The following is a 17,128-nucleotide window of genomic DNA, read 5'->3' as shown; positions in this document are numbered from 1 at the left end:
AAACTGGTTAGCCGATGGTGATGGTATATTCGCTCATGAAGGAGGCGCCGGGGAGGAGTTGGTTCATGAGATACTTGTCTTTGAACTCCCCTTGGTAGCCGGCCCAGTCATGGATGCCATACCACGGTTCGATGCAGACGAAGGGCGCATGCTTGCCGGCGGGACTCCAGATGCCCAGGGCCGGTGTCTTACAGTCGACGGTGACGACAGCCTTGTCGTCGTCATCGAGGATCTCGATATGTCGGATCTGGCTACGGTCGAAGATCAGCGCGTCATCGCGGAACATATCCTCCGTGAAGACCCAGACGCCGTTGTCGGTCTCTATGGGGTGATAGCCTTTGACGATACAGCCATGGTCATTGCCATAGAGGCGCTCGGGGCGTGGATTGTCGAAGCGCAGTCGTCCGCGCAGTGGCTCTCCCTTGCGGGCTCCGGGAACGAGGAAGGCGGGATGGCCACCGATCTGGAAGAAGATGGTCTGGCGGTCGGTATTCTCCACATGCCATACGACATGGATCTTGTTGCCTTCCAGACGATAGGAGATGGCGAGGTTGAAATGGTAGGGATAGACCTTGAGGGTCTCCTCGCTGTCGGAGAGGGCGAAAGTGATGCGGTCGGCGGACTTGCGTACTACCTTGAAGTCGGTGTCGCGGGCGAAGCCATGGCGGGAGAGATGATATTCCTTTCCGTCTATGCGGTAGGTATCCTGCCACAGTCCACAGACGAGCGGGAAGAGAATCGGAGAGTGGCGGTTCCAATAGTGTTCGTCACCATCCCAGAGATATTCCTGACCTTTGGCGTCGCGGATACTCTGCAGTTCTGCACCATGTTCACTGATGGTCAGCGTCAGTGTGTCGTTGTTGATTTGTTCCATTGTATTTGTATTCTGGTAAATGTATTGCCATTTTGAGCTTGTCCTTGCAAAAATAGGAAAAAATCTCCATCTTTCAAAATTTTGTGGGTAGGAAATGTTTTAAAGATGGGTCTTGATTAGCCAGAAGATTCATTTTTTCTGTTTTTTCGGATGATTAAATGGAGGAAAAAGATTATCTTTGTAGCTGTTATTTAACCAACAACAATACATCAAATTATTTATGAAGACAATCAAAACAAGTGTCACCTTAGTTTTGCTCTTGCTGTCAGCATCAGCGGGGGCACAGGAATCCATGGAGACAGCCTGGCAGACGGTGAAGAACATCCGTGCGGGGTGGAATCTCGGCAATGAACTCGAAGCCAACTCCGGCGACACCACGATTTGGATATGATCAAGCCATGCCGGGGCGAAAGAACGACATCTTGAATCATAAAAAGAAGTATCCCAACAGACGGAAAGTCTGATGGCGTCACAGCCCTCAGACTTCATCTCCCTGATCCGTTTGAGGAGGGCCTGCTCGTTCTCCGTGGCCCCCTCAGCGTCATGATCATTGTCCATGAGGTCGCGACCCTGACTGATGGTGGAGAGCCATCGCAGGGCACTGACATCCATTGCCGTGGTGTCTTTCGCGGTTTTTAAAGAACCTGCCATTGTCAGCGGCAACAGACAGGTGATGAATAGAGAAAATAATCGTTTCAAAGTTGTATTTTATTGGCCTACATATTATTTTAATGCAAAAATAGGGAAAAAACACGATCGTGATGGGGGTTTTTTGTATTTATTCTCTCTCAGTGAACAATATCGAACGTGAAAATCTACAACAGAATATAGACGGAAAATGTCGGGGATTGCCGTTTTTTTTGTATTTTTGCACCATGATTGATTATTCTGCACTCAAAGACAAGCGCATTGCCGTGTTGCTCTCCGGCGGCGTCGACTCGTCCGTCGTCGTCTGGGAGATGGCTTCCCATGGCCTCCATCCCGACTGTTTCTATATCAAGATCGGTCCCGAGGAGAAGGAGTCGTGGGACTGTAACTCCGAGGAGGACCTGGAGATGGCGACAGCCGTGGCACGCCGTTTCGACTGTCGTCTGGAGGTTGTAGATTGTCATCAGGAATACTGGTCACAGGTGACTCGCTATACGATGGAGAAGGTGAAGGCGGGCTTCACGCCCAATCCCGACGTGATGTGCAACCGGCTCATCAAGTTCGGTGCCTTCGACGAGAAGCGCGGCCATGACTATGACCTCATCGCCACGGGTCATTATGCCCAGACGGAGATCATCGACGGCCGCAAATGGCTCACGACGAGTCCCGATCCCGTGAAGGACCAGACGGACTTCCTGGCGCAGATCTACCAGTGGCAGCTCAAGAAGGCGCTGTTCCCCATCGGCCATTTCGTGAAAGGGCAGGTGCGGGAGATCGCCGAGCGTGAACATCTCATCAATGCCCATCGCAAGGATTCCCAGGGCATCTGTTTCCTCGGGAATATTGACTATAATGAATATGTCCGCCGTTATCTCGGTGAACAGGTCGGTGATGTCATTGAGCTCGAGACGGGTAAGAAGATTGGCGAGCACAAGGGGCTGTGGTTCCATACCATCGGTCAGCGCAAGGGACTTGGTCTCGGTGGTGGTCCTTGGTTTGTCGTCAAGAAAGACGTGGCGCACAACATCCTCTATGTCTCTCACGGCTATGATCCCGAGACGGCCTATAAGAAAGAATTCCTGATCCATGACTTTGACTTTCTCACCGAGGGTATCAACAGTCTTCCTGATCGTGTGACCTTCAAGATCCGTCATACGCCCGAGTATCATCCGGCCACCGTTGAGATGCTCTCCGACGGCCGTTATCGGGTCTTGAGTGACGAGAAGATCCACGGCGTGGCCCCCGGACAGTTCTGCGTGATCTATGACGCGGAACATCACAAATGCTTTGGTAGTGGGGAAATTACACTGTAATACTTAAAGGAAAACTTGCTCGATTTTGTGAACATTCATCCATAAACAATCGGGAAAGTTTTCCAAAACTTTTTGTAACTTATTGATTAATACCGAATTGACATAAATTAACACGTAAAAAGTTGTCCAAAATTATCGTTGTATTGTTCTTTTTGCTACCTTTGCAATCACAATTCCTGGCAAGTCAAATAAACCCGTAAAAATGAAAGAACAAGCAACGATAGAGACCATTGAGGCCCAGCACGTCCGTCTGGTTCGGATGAAGGAAGCGAAGAATCGCCAGCGCGATATCTTCATGAGTATTGTCAACGCTCAGAACAACGATATTACGCGTGAGAATGCGAATATGAATGCCGACACGCCTGCCGGTATGATGATGAAGTTTGCCTCGGAGACGACGAAGCAGTTTACCGACGACTATCTTCTGAGTGATGATGTCCGTGAGGCTGTGAAGAACAACTATCTCCATATCCACGACAAGGACTATTATCCCACGAAGAGTCTGACGTGCGTGCAGCATCCTCTTGATGTCATTCTCAAGCACGGTTTCACGGCTGGTCACGGCAGCAGTCGTCCCGCCAAGCGTATAGAGACCGCTGCCGTCCTGGCTTGTATCTCCCTGGAGACCTGTCAGAACGAGATGCACGGAGGTCAGGCCATTCCCGCTTTCGATTTCTATCTTGCTCCTTATGTCCGCAGCTCTTATCAAGAAGAGGTGAAGAATCTTGAGCAGCTCACGGGTGAGGATCTCCATGATCTTTACGATATCGCCATCGACGACTATCTCGAGAAGGACCTTGACGGTCTCGAGGGAAAGGCGCGCCTTGAGCAGCATGCCATCAACAAGACCGTCCACCGTGTCCATCAGGCCATGGAGGCATTCATCCATAATATGAACACCATCCACAGCCGTGGTGGTAACCAGGTGGTTTTCTCCAGCATCAACTACGGAACGGATACGAGTGCCGAAGGGCGTTGCATCATGCGTGAGATTCTGAAGAGTACCTATCAGGGTGTTGGCAATGGTGAGACGGCTATCTTCCCTATTCAGATCTGGAAGAAGAAGCGTGGTGTCAACTACCTCCCTGAGGACCGTAACTATGACCTCTACAAGTTGGCTTGTAAGGTGACGGCGCGCCGGTTCTTCCCCAACTTCCTGAACCTCGACGCTACGTTCAACCAGAACGAAAACTGGCGTGCTGATGATCCCAATCGTTATATGTGGGAGATCGCTACGATGGGTTGTCGTACACGTGTCTTCGAGAACCGTTTCGGACCGAAGACGAGTGTGGGCCGTGGTAACCTGAGTTTCTCCACCATCAATATCGTGAAACTCGCCATTGAGTGCATGGGTGTGGAAGACAAACAGGACCGTATCGCTCTCTTCTTCGAGAAGCTCGACCATATGCTCGACATTACGGCCAAGCAGCTCGACGAGCGCTTCCAGTTCCAGAAGACGGCCATGGTCAAGCAGTTCCCTCTGCTGATGAAATATCTGTGGATCGGCGCAGACAAGCTCAATCCCGAGGACACCATCGAGAGTGTCATCAACCAGGGTACGCTGGGTATCGGCTTCATCGGTTTGGCAGAATGTCTGAAGGCCCTTGTCGGTAAGCATCATGGAGAGAGTGAGGAAGCTCAGCAGCTAGGTCTGAAGATTGTCGGTCATATGCGTGACCGTGCCAATGTCTTCAGTGAGCGTTATCATCATAACTATTCTATCCTCGCCACGCCGGCAGAGGGACTGAGCGGTAAGTTCACGAAGAAGGACCGTAAGCAGTTCGGTATCATCCCCGGTGTCACCGATCGTGAGTATTATACGAACTCCAACCATGTTCCGGTATACTATAAGTGCTCCGCCCTCCACAAGGCGGAGGTAGAGGGTCCTTATCATGAGATGACGCGTGGCGGCCATATCTTCTATGTGGAGATGGATGGTGATGCTACCCATAACCCGCAGGTCATCATGCGTGTCGTCGATATGATGGATAAGTTCAATATGGGTTACGGCAGTGTGAACCACAACCGCAACCGTTGTATGAACTGTGGTTACGAGAATGCCGATCCGAATATGAAGAGTTGTCCGAAATGTGGCAGCACCCATATCGACCGTCTGCAGCGTATCACCGGTTATCTCGTTGGTACCACCGACCGCTGGAACTCCGGTAAACTCGCTGAGCTCCATGACCGTGTGACACATATCCAAGGGTCAAAATTAGATTAATGAAGATATCCATATTACAAGTTATTCACGATACAATGGTGGACGGGCCGGGATTCCGGACGTCCATTTATTGTGCCGGTTGCCCGAACCATTGCAAGGGCTGCCATAATCCTCAGTCGTGGGACATCCATAATGGTCATGAGGTAGATACGGAGGCTCTCCTGGAAGAAGTGCTGAGTGATCCTTTCGCCGATGTCACGTTCTCCGGTGGTGATCCGATGTTCCAGCCGGAGGGGTTCTATGAACTGGCGAAGGCGATCCGGGCCAAGAGTAAGAAGACGATCTGGTGCTATACCGGTTTCTCTTTTGAGGACCTTGTGAAGAACGAGGCGCAGCGCCGCCTCCTCACCCAGCTTGACGTCCTCGTCGACGGTCGTTTCGTGGAGGCTCTGAAGGATCCCGACCTCCTTTTCCGTGGCAGCAGCAATCAGCGCCTCATTGATGTACAGGAGTCGCTGCGGCAAGGGAAAGTGGTGGAGGCGGAGATGGATATTTAGAAGCCTCACCCCCCAACTCCACCCCGAAGGGGGAGGGGAGTGATATGTCCCTACAAAAAATCCCCGTTATGTTTTCTTGGTTGTATTTTTTGTTGTAATTTTGCAGTCGGAAAAAATACAAGCAATGAAGATTATTAATTTTAGTGAACAACATTCCATCATCAACCAATATATGGCCGAGGTGAGGGATAAGGAGTACCAACGTAATCGACTGCTCTTTCGCAATAACATTGAACGGATTGGGGAGTTTGAAGCCTTCGAACTCTCGAAGACCCTTGACTATCATTCTGTGAAGGTGGAGACCCCCCTTGGCGTGTCTACCCTCGACGTCCCGTCGGAAGAGGTTGTCCTTGCCACGATTTTTCGTGCCGGTCTGCCGTTTCATCAGGGCTTTCTGCGAGTCTTCGACCATGCCGGTAATGCCTTTGTGAGCGCTTACCGTGAATATCGGGATGCCGCCCATGAGGAGGTCGATATTCATGTGGAGTATTTGGCCACGCCGAGTCTCGAAGGGAAGGTCCTTGTTATCGCCGACCCGATGTTGGCCACGGGAGGTAGTATGGAACTCGGTTACAAGGCCTTTCTGACGAAGGGCACGCCGCGCCAAGTCCATGTCTGTTGTGTCATTGCCACGCCGGAGGGAATCGATCATATTCGCAAGACCTTCCCGGAAAATACGACGGTGTGGTGTGCCGCTATCGATCCCGGGATGAATGAGCATAAATACATTGTGCCGGGTTTCGGAGATGCCGGAGATTTGTGTTATGGTGAGAAAATATAAGCAAAAGGCTTGATTTAAGTCAAGTATATTATTGGTTTCGAAAATTTATCACGAAAATATTTGGCTAGTAAAGATAATCGATGTACCTTTGCACTCGTCAAAAGGTTAATAGATTGTTTAGGTTAGTAGTAATAGATTTAGGTTTTTAGTTATTAGGTTAAGGTAAAAGATGATTGTTTAACGGTAACGAAGATTGTCGTGAGGCAGTGTTCATTACATGAAATTACTTTTCAAGTTAAACATATTTTATGCCACAGCTCGTTTGAGAGTTGTGGCGTAAATTTTTTTAGGACATTTTCTATTTTCCATTTTCTATTTTCTATTTTCCATTCTCCATTTACATAGCACTCCATGCCGCACCGAGCATGGCATAACCGCCGAAACCGAGAATTTGGATTTCGGGAATTTTCTCCTCACTCACTCCTCCCAGCGCAATGACTTTCGCGTCGATGATTCTCTCGTCACGGGCCTGGAGTAGGTCTTCCGTCGTGAAGGCACTGTGGTATCCTTGTTTGGAGATACTATCGTAGATAGGACTGAGGAAGACATAATCACACCTTTCTTTATAGTGCGCCACTTCTTCGAGGGAGTGGCAACTGCGGGAAATGGAGGGCTCATTTGGCGTTCCGCCGACGGACCGCCACAAGGGACAGCCCCTGCCCGTGGCGGTCGGATCGACCCATGTGGGTGTGGTATTGCGGTGGTTGAGATGGATGCCACGGAGATGATATTCCCTGACGAGGTCGTAATGGTCATGGAGGACGAGACGGTTATAACAAGATGCCGGGAGGGCATCGAGGAGGCTGGCTATGACCTCCCGTGATGCTCCCGGCTTTCGAATATGGATGAGATCGAAACGGGCAAGGCGGTCGACGATCATCGCCGCCTCTCCCTCGAAGACATCCGGTCGTGTGATAGCGATACGAAGCATATGCTGAGGTTAACGATTCAACTGATGACTGATGCGGGCAGCACAGAAGTTCGGGCCGCACATGGAACAGTAGTTACCCTGTTGCGGGTTGGCGGCGAGATAGTATTCCTCGGCGCGTTCAGGATCCAGGGAGAGATGGAACTGGTCTTTCCATCGGAAGTCATAACGGGCCTTCGAGAGGGCATTGTCACGGAGCTGTGCCCCTGGGTGTCCCTTGGCGAGGTCAGCAGCATGGGCGGCAATCTTATAGGTGATGATACCCGTGCGCACATCGTCCTTGTCGGGCAGGGCGAGATGCTCCTTCGGTGTGACATAGCAGAGCATGGCCGTACCGTACCACCCGATCATGGCGGCGCCGATGGCACTCGTGATATGGTCATAGCCTGGTGCGATATCCGTCACGAGCGGACCGAGGGTATAGAAGGGTGCGCCGTGGCATTTCTCCTTCTGACGCTCCACATTTTCACGGATCTTCTGCATCGGCACATGGCCCGGACCTTCTATGAAAGCCTGTACGCCATGATCCCAGGCCCGCTGGACGAGTTCACCGAGGGTGTCAAGTTCGGCGAATTGTGCGGCGTCATTGGCATCGTGGATACTGCCCGGTCGGAGACCGTCGCCGAGGGAGATGGCGACGTCATAGCGGTGACAGATGTCACAGATCTCATCGAAATGCGTATAGAGGAAACTCTCCTCATGGTGTTGCTGGCACCATTGGGCGATGATGCTGCCGCCACGGCTGACGATTCCCGTGAGACGGTGGAGGGCCAGGGGGATATTGTTCTGACGGATGCCACAGTGGATCGTGAAATAGTCCACGCCCTGTTCGGCCTGTTCGATGAGGGTGTCGCGGAACACCTCCCAGGAGAGATCGGCAATCTTCCCATCGACTTTCTCAAAAGCCTGGTACATCGGTACCGTTCCCACAGGGACGGGACAGTTGCGGAGGATAGCCTCGCGTGTCTCGTGGATGCGGTCGCCCGTGGAGAGATCCATGAGGGTGTCACCGCCCCAACGGCAGCTCCATAGAGCCTTGTCGACCTCCTCTTCGATGCCCGACGATACGGCTGAGTTGCCGATATTCGTGTTGATCTTCACGAGAAAGTCGGAACCGATGATCATCGGTTCCGTTTCGGGATGGTGGTTGTTGGCAGGAATGACGGCGGTACCCTCGGCAATCTTCGCTCTGACGAATTCCGGGGTGATCCTCGTCTCGATGCCTTTCTCCTGGCAGTCCATGTTCTCGCGGATAGCGACATACTCCATCTCTTCGGTGATGATGCCCTGACGGGCACAGTCGAGGAGGGACTTGCCGTCACGGCGGCGGATCCATCCTTCACGGAGCTTCGGCAGGCCACGGTGGAGGTCTTGTTGATAGTTGGGATCACCATAGGGACCACTGGTGTCATAAACGAGGACGGGGTCGTTGGCCTTCATGACCTTCTTTCCGTCGGTGATGGTGACGGTAGGCGTGAGGGAGATCTCCCGCATGCCCACGCGCAGGTCGGGGAACAGCGTCCCCGCCCGGTAAATCTTTTTAGAATAGGTTGATTCCTGTTTGCAGTCTTGGTTCATCTTTCGTTTTGTTTTTGGGGGTCGTTATTATTACGCTTCCTTGCGCTTGCAAAGCGCAAGCACTCGACGGCAGGCCCTGAAACAGCACCCTACGGCAGGCCCTGAAACAGGGCCGCCCCTACGGCGGCAGCGTATTGGACGGGATCAGCGGCACGGAGGATGGCGCCGCTGACGGCGATGCCGGTGACACCCGTGGCGAGGATATCGGGGATATCCTCGAGGGTGATACCGCCGATGGCGACGATGGGGAGGGTGATCCCTTCGGCATGCATGGCCGTGATGATCCGTCGGTAACCGTCGAGGCCGAGGATGGGACTGAGATTCGCCTTCGTTGTGGTATACCGGAAGGGGCCGCAGCCGATATAGTCAGCCCCCTGGCGGTGGAGACGGCGGACATCGTCGATGGTGTTCGCCGTACCACCTATAATATATGATGTGCCGAGGAGCTTGCGGGCCTCGTCGACGGGCATGTCATGTCGGCCGAGATGGACCCCGTCGGCACCTGTCTCCCTGATGAGGCCTACGCGGTCGTCGAGGATCAGTGTGGCACCGGCGTTGTGGCAGAGCGTTGCCGCCTGTCGGGATACTGCTGCCACCTCATCGTCCGTGGCATCCTTCATGCGCAGTTGGATCCATCGGCAGCCTCCTTCGAGGGCCATGCGGATCCCGTCGAGGTCGCTGTAGTGTTTCGTTGCGTGCGATATAAATTGAAATTTAATATGATCCATTTTTTATTGTCCATTGTCCATTTTCCATTGTTCCCAACGCTGGGCCATGGTCGTAATCCTTTCCACGGAGGAGGGCCAGATAGAGAAACTCCTTGGCGCGGCGGACAGCCTCGGGCATGGGGAGACCGTGAGCCAGGAAAGCCGTGATGGCGGAGGAGAGGACGCAACCCGTACCATGGGTGTTCGTTGTCTGCAGGGTAGGGGCGGAGAACGTATGGAAATCAGAGCCCGTGAGGAGCAGGTCGTCCTTCGTCGTTCCCTTCCGGTGACCCCCTTTGATGAGAACGTCACGGGCACCCATGTCCCGCAGACGGAGGGCCGCCGTGCGGAGCTCATCGGGAGTGGAGACGGGGAGTCCCGTGAGGCAGGCTGTCTCGGGGATGTTCGGCGTGAGGAGCGTCGCCAGGGGCAGCAGTTCGTCGATGAAGGTCCCGATGGCCTCTTCGTCCATCAGTCGGCTGCCGTTTGTAGCCACCATCACGGGATCGATGACGATGGGGCAGGAGGGAAACCGGCGGAGTGTCGCGGCGACGGCATGGATGACGGCTCCGTTGGGGAGCATTCCGATCTTCACCGCCATGGGAGGCGTTTCGCTGAGGACCGTCTCCAACTGTGCTGTCACGAGTTCCGGCGGCATCGGCAGGGCGGCATGGACGCCGTGGCTGTCCTGCGCCGTGACGGCCGTGACGACGAGAGAGGTCAGACAGTCCAGTGCCGTCATCGTCTTGATGTCCGCGGCGATGCCGGCGCCACCGCTGGAGTCAGAGCCGGCAATCGTCAGCGTAGAGAGATAATGTTTCATCGTTTTCCGTGGTCGAAGCAGCGGTCCCAGTTTTTCCACACCGGCTCGACGCCCATGGCCTTGAGGTCGGCGATGACCTGAGGCGTACGACGGCTGTCGGCGACATGGAACTGTTCCAGGGCTGTGGGATAACAACAGTAGCCTCCCGGGTCGGTATGACTCTCCGAACTCATTGTTGTCACGCCGAGGGTCGCCATGTGGTTGCGTATCTCCGGACTCTCACGGGTGGAATAGCTGATGTCGACATCGGGGTCGAAGATTCGCATGGCAAACGTCGCCAGGGCCAGTTCCCGGTCACTCATGATGACATTGGGTTGGAAACCGCCGTTCTCCGAGGGCCGCATACGTGGGAAGTTGACGCTATACTGGGTCCGCCAGTAGTGTTTCTCGAGATAACGGAGATGATAGGCCATCATCGTCACGTCCGTCCGCCAGTCCTCGAGACCGATGAGAGCACCCATGCCGATCTTATGGACACCGGCACGTCCCATGCGGTCGAAGCCATTGAGGCGCCATTCATAGTTCGACTTCATGCCGTGGGGATGATATTTCTTGTAGTTCGTCTCATGATAGGTCTCCTGGAAACAGATGACGCCGTCGAGGCCGTGGTCGCGGGCCAGTAGGGCATAGTCCTCCTCCTTCAAGGGCATGACCTCTATCTGCAGGTTGTTGAAATACGGTTTGGCGAGGTCGAGGGCGCGGGCGATATAGTCGACGCCGGCGAGGCGGGGGTTCTCGCCCGTGAGGACGAGGAGGTTGTCGAAGGGCCCGAGTTTCTTGATTGCCTCGTATTCCCGTACGATCTCGTCCTCAGTGAGGATGGTCCGCTTCATCTTGTTCTGTACGTGGAATCCGCAGTAGACGCAGGAGTTTGTACAGGAGTTGGTGATATAGATCGGAATGAACATATTGATGGTCTTGCCGAAGCGCTCACGGGTCAGTTTGCGGCTCAGACGGGCCATGGGTTCAATGAACTTGTCGGCAGCGGGTGAGATGAGGGCCATGAAGTCGTCCACCGTAGGATGGAGGGCGTTGAGGGCGTTCTTGACATCGTTGTCGGTCTTGGCCAGGATGCGGGCTTTCGTCTCCTCCCAGTCGATATGCTTGATTACATCGTAAAACATAAATATTATCCTCCGCAGAATGCTTTAATAATTAACAGATCGTCACCCTCTCTCAATGGGTGATCTTTCCAGTCGTCGCAACAGACGAGCTCGTTGTTCACGGCAATGGCCACGCCCTTGTTGGGCAGTTTCTCCCGTTGCGCGACATCGGTGAGGCGGCTGCCCTCGGGCAGTTCCACCTCTTTCTTATTGATATGGATTTTCATTGTATAGGCCGTTGTAGGGACATGATTTATCATGTTCCGTAGAATATCTTTCAGTCTTTTAATCCAAAAAACTGGTGAGGGGTGATGTGGCGTCAGCCTGGAAATCGAGATGGCGGCTGCCGAGCCCCGCCTCATAAGCCTCACGGCCGGCCTCCACAGCCTTGGCGAAGGCGGCAGCCATGGCTACCGGGTCATCGGCGACGGCGATGGCGGTGTTCACCATCACGGCGTCAGCACCGATCTCCAGGGCCTTCGCGGCATCACTGGGTGCGCCGATACCGGCATCGACGACAACGGGGACGCGGGCCTCCTCAATGATAATATTCAGAAAGTCGAGGGTCCGCAGGCCGAGATTGGAGCCGATGGGGGCACCGAGGGGCATCACGGTGGCGGCACCGGCCTCTTCGAGACGCTTACAGAGTACGGGGTCAGCCTGACAGTAGGGGAGGACGACGAACCCGTCTTTTACAAGTTCCTCCGTGGCCTTGAGGGTCTCCGTACTGTCGGGCAGGAGATAGCGGGGGTCGGGATGGATCTCAAGTTTGATCCAGTTGGTCCCGAAGGCTTCACGGGCCATCCTTGCGGCGAAGACAGCCTCCTGGGCATCCCGCACGCCTGAGGTGTTGGGAAGGAGTTGGATACCGGGCTGGGCGATATGACTGAGCATGTCGTCGTTCTTGTCGCCGAGGTCGATGCGTTTCATGGCCATCGTGACCATCTGTGTGCCGGAGGCCTTGATCGCCTTCTGCATGATTTCATTACTACTGAATTTTCCTGTTCCCAGGATGAGGCGGGATGAGAACGTCTTGCCCGCAATGTTCAATGTCTGCATACTATGCGTTCATGAGTGATTAAATGAATAAGGAGCAAGAGAGATTACGGCATAGAACGCTTCTCTTCCGAAGAAAGAGAAACTTTTTCCCTACGGCAGCATTATCTGCATCAGGTTGTATGGGTATGATCTCAGCACTGCCAACAGGCAGGCACCCCTTTGTCGTTATTTACGACGGCTGCAAAAGTATAAAGAATTTTTGAAAGATGCAAGAAAAAACAGAAAAATGACAGAATATTTGTTATTTTTGCAGCAAAAATTATAAAAAAACAGAGTAACAGATTTTTCATACGCTGCACCGTATATTTTTCGTCTGATACTCTGTCTTTTGTTTTGGGGAAGTTGAACCTGATGATGATGTCCCTATGATCAAGGAAATTTCGGATATTTGTCGAAGTCGGGCTTGCGCTTCTCAAGGAAGGCACGGCCACCCTCCTGGGCCTCATCAAGGGTATAATAGAGCATCGTGGCATCACCGGCGAGTTCCTGGATACCGGCCTGCCCGTCGAGTTCGGCATTGAAGCCGGCCTTCATCATGCGCAGAGCCAGTGGTGACCGCTCCATCATTGTCTCGGCCCACTCCACACAGGTGTCCTCGAGCTGGTCAAACGGCACGACTTTGTTGACCATACCCATTTCCTCGGCTTCCTTGGCCGTATACTGCTTACAGAGATACCAGATCTCACGGGCTTTCTTTTGCCCCACCATCCGGGCGAGATAGGAGGCACCGAAACCGGCATCGAAACTGCCGACTTTCGGACCTGTCTGTCCGAAGATAGCGTTCTCTGAGGCTATCGTGAGGTCGCACATGATATGCAGCACATGACCGCCACCGATGGCATAACCGTTGACCATGGCGATGACAGGCTTCGGCAACCGACGGATCTGCATCTGTACGTCGAGGACATTGAGGCGCGGCACGCCGTCTTTGCCGACATATCCGCCACGGCCCTTGACATGCATGTCACCACCGGAGCAGAAGGCCTTGTCACCGGCTCCCGTGAGGATAACGACACGGATGTCGAGGCTCTCACGACAATAGGAGAAGGCCTGACTCATCTCCCACACCGTCAGAGGCGTGAAGGCATTGCGGTAGCGCGGTCGGTTGATCGTGATCTTCGCAATGTGGTTGTACTCTTCAAAGAGGATTTCCTTGAAGTCGAAACCCTCAATCTTTTTCCATTCTCTTGGCATATATTTTCGTTTATTAGATGAACACTTCCAGCACGACAGGCTTATCGGCGCTTGAGGCCAGGAGCTGCGGCAATGCCGTCGCATATTCTTTCAGGTTACGGGCAGAGAAATAGAGGCAGTTGTTCTGCTTACAGATACCCTCGGCACTCGTCTTATGTGTACCCATGACCATCGGACGTGCCCCGCTGTCCTTCAGACCGTCGAACTTCGAGAAAATTTCTCCACCGCCGTTATTGAGCAAGAGGATGCGGAAGTTTCCGCCGAGTTCCTTGTTCCACAGCGCGTTCTCATCGTAGAAGAAGCTCAGGTCACCGATGATACAAAGTACGCGGTTCTCCGAGGCCAGTGCCATACCGGCCGCCGTCGACAGGGAACCGTCGATGCCATTGATACCCCGGTTGCACCATACGACATGGTTGACATTCCGGTTACAGAGTCTCACGGGCATACTGTTGGCGGCCTGTACGCGGATACCCTCCTGGCCGTGGAGGTTCAGCTCCACATTGAGGCGCATAAGGACGGTATCGGGGCGCCATTTGTTCTTCTGCGCCTCGATCTCGGCATAGGTCTGCTCCTTGGCGGCCCAGATCTTCTCCTCCCAGCGCTCCATAAACTCATTACGGAAATCTGTTGGCAGCTTTTGAAGGAAGAAACGGAGGAAATCGACAGGATCACACTCGATGATATCCGTCAGATGACAGAAGGTATCAGTGACGGCACCATCCTCGTTGACGACAAACGTACGGGCATCCTTCGCACGGCGCAGGAAAGCCTTCAGCCGGTTGCTGATCAGAGCGCCACCGATATACAGGATCGTGTCTGGGAGGAAGCGCTCGATATTCTCTTCCCCTCCCGCCTCAATATTGTCGAGGGCGGCGTCGATCTGTTCACCGAAGAACGGCGACGGGGCCGTAGCCTCCGTGATCCATACGAGGCCCGGCTGTTCGTTGATGTCATGGAAGATGGAGTCGAAGGAGTTCGGGGCCATATGACCGATGACGATCATCGGGCGCTTCGCCTTCGTGAAGGTCTCCATGAAATGATCCATGGCGGCACTGCTGACATCGTTATTCTCCCAACGGGTGATGAGACGGACATCGGGGAGCTTCTTCTCCGTAAACTCATAGAGGTCACCGGAGATGGGCACGTTGATGTGTACGGGGGCCTTGCCGTGATGGGTGGCGGCGAGCAGGGCCTCGTTGACGAGGCGGTTGCAGTACCACTCTCCTTCGGCATCGACGGGCTCGGGGAGCGAGACACTCTTACGGACGAAACGGCCGAGGGCACCGGGCTGTACGATGGTCTGTCCGTCGAGCTGGTCGATCCACTGCTGCGGACGGTCGGCGGAGACGACGATGATGCTCTGGTGCTGGTAACGGGCCTCGGCGACAGCGGGGAGGAGGTTCAGCAGTGCCGTGCCCGAGGTGACACAGACGACGACGGGACGGGCCGTGGCCTGGGCGATGCCGAGGGCATAGAAACCCGCGCTGCGTTCGTCGGTGACGGCATGACAGCGGATCTGTTTCGTCTCATTGAGATTGTTGACGATAGGGGCGTTACGGCTGCCGGGACAGACCACGGCATCACGGATACCGCCTTTCACGAGCACCGCCGTGAAGATATTGACATTTTTCTTGTTTGAATACATTTTTTCGTATATTTTTTATCACCGTAGGGGCACCCCTTGTGGGCGCCCTAACCGGGAATATTGCGGCCCGATGCCGGTACGGCATTCCCGGATGAAGACGTTGGTCATTCGGCGTTCCGCCGACGGGCCGCCACAAGGGACGGCCCCTGCAAAGGGACCAAAACCCTCCTCATGGTTCCGAGCTTGTTCTCCGTCTCCTGCCACTCACTGGCCAGACGGCTGTCGGTGATCAGGCCACCACCGGCATAGAGGTCGGCATGATCCTGATGGAGCTCCATACAACGCAGGGAGACAAAGAGATGGGTCTCCTCATGGGGATTGAGGGGACCGAGGAAGCCACTGTAGTAACGCCGCGGCGCATGCTCGTTGGCCAGGATGAAGGCCTGCGTCGCCGCCTTCGGCAGACCACAGACGGCGGGCGTGGGATGGAGGCGGTTGAGGACATCACCGAGATAACGGTCGTCGGAGAGGGTGAAGAAGAAATCACTGCGCAGATGGACGAGATCGGCGGCACGCATCGTCCGCGGTCCCTCCTCACGGAACGTATCCGTGAACTGTTCGAGGCACTGCGTGATATATGTCGCCACATACCGCTGTTCCTGGATATTCTTCGCCGACCACGTGGTGAACTCCCCTTCCGTCTTCAGCGCTTCTCCCTCGAGGCGCATCGTTCCGGCCAGGGCCATCGTGTGCCATTCCATTCCGTCACCTTCCAACAGCACCTCCGGCGTGGCCATGAGCCATGTGCCGGCATCCTCCATCTCCACGAGGGCGATGAAGAGGCGGGGATAGAGCCGGCAGGCTCGGAAGAACAGCGCCTCGGCATCGGTGCCGGGGGCAAGGGCTACACGGCTGCGACGGGCGAGGACGATCTTCTGAAACTCTCCGTCCTCGAGATGGGCATGGAAATTGGCATAGTCGATGGCATAATCGCCATATTCCGTTTCTGAGGCCTGCAACGGCGCCGCCTTGTGTTCGTTCCGTAGGGGCTGTCCCTTTTGGATGGCCTGACAGGGATCGACAGCAATGGCGGGACTGTCGGTCAACCTCTCCTCCTCCCGCTCGTCGGGGTGAAGGAGCAGAAGCGGACATTCCTTGTTCTCCACGAAGGGAGCAAAGACGAACCCACTCTTTCCACTGAGGTCGGCGACTCCCGTGACCATTTCCGGATGACCGCTATGCTGCACAAGACGGACATAGCGATCACTATGGGGCAGACGGTAGAGAACAAAGTTACTCATTGCCTTTCTGCGCTTTCTTCGGATTCTCTTTCTTTGGTGTTTCTCCACGTACGACATAATTTGTCACCATCACCGTGGATATCAGGTCATGGCCATCATTGTAAAGATCCACCTGCCACTGGTGAAGGGTACGGCCCTTATGGCGCAGCGTACCGTAGGCTGTCACCGTTCCGCCGTAAGGCATGGCCTTGATATGATTGCCGCTGACACTGATTCCCACACAGATCTTACCGGGACAGAGGGCTACGGAGCCCACACCAGCAAGGTTCTCCGCTAGAGCCAGGGAGGCACCGCCACTGAGGAAGCCGAAGACTTGCTTCGTACGGTCATCGACGGGCATCGTCGCCTTCAGCGTATTTTCCTCGGGCGTGGAAATAAAGGTCATCCCCAATGTTCTGGAGAGGCCGTCCTCATTCTCCAACACTTCTTTCAAATGATCGATATTCATAAGCGTTATTTTTTCTTACTTGCAAAAATAAGAAAAAAGGATGAGATAAGGAAAAAAAACAA

At 54.2% G+C, this 17,128-nt stretch carries 16 protein-coding genes, 1 pseudogene and 1 riboswitch; of the genes and pseudogenes, 4 read left to right on the top strand and 13 right to left on the bottom strand.

Annotated elements, in window-relative coordinates; genetic code table 11:
• Nucleotides 1-7: 7 nt before the first annotated feature.
• Complete coding sequence (locus G604_RS0101255) at nucleotides 8-874, bottom strand: aldose 1-epimerase family protein (protein WP_028908954.1); 867 nt, start codon at nucleotides 872-874, stop codon at nucleotides 8-10.
• 129 nt (nucleotides 875-1,003) lie between these two features.
• Nucleotides 1,004-1,573, bottom strand: coding sequence for a hypothetical protein (locus tag G604_RS0101250; RefSeq protein ID WP_155941820.1), 570 nt, complete (start codon nucleotides 1,571-1,573; stop codon nucleotides 1,004-1,006).
• Between the two features lie 176 nt (nucleotides 1,574-1,749).
• On the opposite strand from G604_RS0101250, the gene mnmA reads away from it, so the two are divergent.
• The 4 genes and pseudogenes from mnmA (at nucleotide 1,750) to upp (ending at nucleotide 6,337) form a co-directional block, all read left to right on the top strand.
• Nucleotides 1,750-2,835, top strand: a complete 1,086-nt coding sequence (gene mnmA, locus G604_RS0101245; protein WP_036904331.1) for a tRNA 2-thiouridine(34) synthase MnmA — start codon at nucleotides 1,750-1,752, stop codon at nucleotides 2,833-2,835.
• Nucleotides 2,836-3,106: 271 nt separating this feature from the next.
• Nucleotides 3,107-5,059, top strand: a pseudogene (locus G604_RS13205) (anaerobic ribonucleoside triphosphate reductase); the annotation flags it as partial.
• Nucleotides 5,059-5,556, top strand: coding sequence for an anaerobic ribonucleoside-triphosphate reductase activating protein (gene nrdG / locus G604_RS0101235; RefSeq protein ID WP_036904237.1), 498 nt, complete (start codon nucleotides 5,059-5,061; stop codon nucleotides 5,554-5,556). The pseudogene G604_RS13205 and the gene nrdG, both read left to right, overlap by 1 nt.
• 124 nt (nucleotides 5,557-5,680) lie before the next feature.
• A complete protein-coding gene (upp, locus tag G604_RS0101230) occupies nucleotides 5,681-6,337 on the top strand; it encodes a uracil phosphoribosyltransferase (RefSeq protein ID WP_028908950.1) in 657 nt (218 codons plus the stop codon).
• A gap of 337 nt (nucleotides 6,338-6,674) precedes the next feature.
• Here the strand turns inward: upp and G604_RS13200 are convergent, their stop codons facing one another.
• The 11 genes from G604_RS13200 to G604_RS0101175 form a co-directional block, all read right to left on the bottom strand.
• Complete coding sequence (locus tag G604_RS13200) at nucleotides 6,675-7,268, bottom strand: thiamine phosphate synthase (RefSeq protein WP_036904233.1); 594 nt, start codon at nucleotides 7,266-7,268, stop codon at nucleotides 6,675-6,677.
• A gap of 9 nt (nucleotides 7,269-7,277) precedes the next feature.
• Complete coding sequence (gene thiC / locus G604_RS0101220; protein WP_028908949.1) at nucleotides 7,278-8,843, bottom strand: phosphomethylpyrimidine synthase ThiC; 1,566 nt, start codon at nucleotides 8,841-8,843, stop codon at nucleotides 7,278-7,280.
• Nucleotides 8,844-8,932: 89 nt separating this feature from the next.
• Nucleotides 8,933-9,571, bottom strand: coding sequence for a thiamine phosphate synthase (locus G604_RS13195; RefSeq protein WP_051220152.1), 639 nt, complete (start codon nucleotides 9,569-9,571; stop codon nucleotides 8,933-8,935).
• The gene (thiD, locus tag G604_RS13190; protein ID WP_036904231.1) at nucleotides 9,558-10,373 is read right to left on the bottom strand and encodes a bifunctional hydroxymethylpyrimidine kinase/phosphomethylpyrimidine kinase; all 816 of its coding nucleotides are present in this window, start codon (nucleotides 10,371-10,373) and stop codon (nucleotides 9,558-9,560) included. The genes G604_RS13195 and thiD overlap by 14 nt, the downstream gene beginning before the upstream one ends.
• Complete coding sequence (gene thiH, locus G604_RS0101205; RefSeq protein ID WP_028908948.1) at nucleotides 10,370-11,497, bottom strand: 2-iminoacetate synthase ThiH; 1,128 nt, start codon at nucleotides 11,495-11,497, stop codon at nucleotides 10,370-10,372. Before thiH ends, thiD begins: the two co-directional genes overlap by 4 nt.
• A 5-nt stretch (nucleotides 11,498-11,502) precedes the next feature.
• Entirely contained in the window at nucleotides 11,503-11,703 is a 201-nt protein-coding gene (gene thiS / locus G604_RS0101200; protein WP_028908947.1) for a sulfur carrier protein ThiS, read from the bottom strand.
• Nucleotides 11,704-11,761: 58 nt separating this feature from the next.
• On the bottom strand, nucleotides 11,762-12,535 hold the full coding sequence (locus G604_RS0101195) for a thiazole synthase (protein ID WP_028908946.1): 774 nt from the start codon (nucleotides 12,533-12,535) through the stop codon (nucleotides 11,762-11,764).
• Between the two features lie 69 nt (nucleotides 12,536-12,604).
• Nucleotides 12,605-12,703, bottom strand: a riboswitch (TPP riboswitch).
• A 201-nt stretch (nucleotides 12,704-12,904) separates the two neighbouring features.
• On the bottom strand, nucleotides 12,905-13,729 hold the full coding sequence (gene menB / locus G604_RS0101190; RefSeq protein WP_028908945.1) for a 1,4-dihydroxy-2-naphthoyl-CoA synthase: 825 nt from the start codon (nucleotides 13,727-13,729) through the stop codon (nucleotides 12,905-12,907).
• A 13-nt stretch (nucleotides 13,730-13,742) separates the two neighbouring features.
• Nucleotides 13,743-15,377, bottom strand: coding sequence for a 2-succinyl-5-enolpyruvyl-6-hydroxy-3-cyclohexene-1-carboxylic-acid synthase (gene menD / locus G604_RS0101185; protein ID WP_028908944.1), 1,635 nt, complete (start codon nucleotides 15,375-15,377; stop codon nucleotides 13,743-13,745).
• Between the two features lie 104 nt (nucleotides 15,378-15,481).
• Nucleotides 15,482-16,618 (bottom strand): isochorismate synthase, encoded by a 1,137-nt coding sequence (locus tag G604_RS13185; protein ID WP_051220151.1) that lies wholly within the window; start codon nucleotides 16,616-16,618, stop codon nucleotides 15,482-15,484.
• A complete protein-coding gene (locus tag G604_RS0101175) occupies nucleotides 16,611-17,066 on the bottom strand; it encodes a PaaI family thioesterase (RefSeq protein WP_028908943.1) in 456 nt (151 codons plus the stop codon). The genes G604_RS13185 and G604_RS0101175 overlap by 8 nt, the downstream gene beginning before the upstream one ends.
• Nucleotides 17,067-17,128: the final 62 nt, after the last annotated feature.

It is taken from the genome of Prevotella sp. AGR2160 (genome assembly GCF_000424185.1).
In the GTDB taxonomy this organism is placed as follows: Bacteria; Bacteroidota; Bacteroidia; order Bacteroidales; family Bacteroidaceae; genus Prevotella.
Note: the sequence above shows the minus strand (reverse complement) of the source record. Positions and strands in the feature narration are given on the sequence as shown.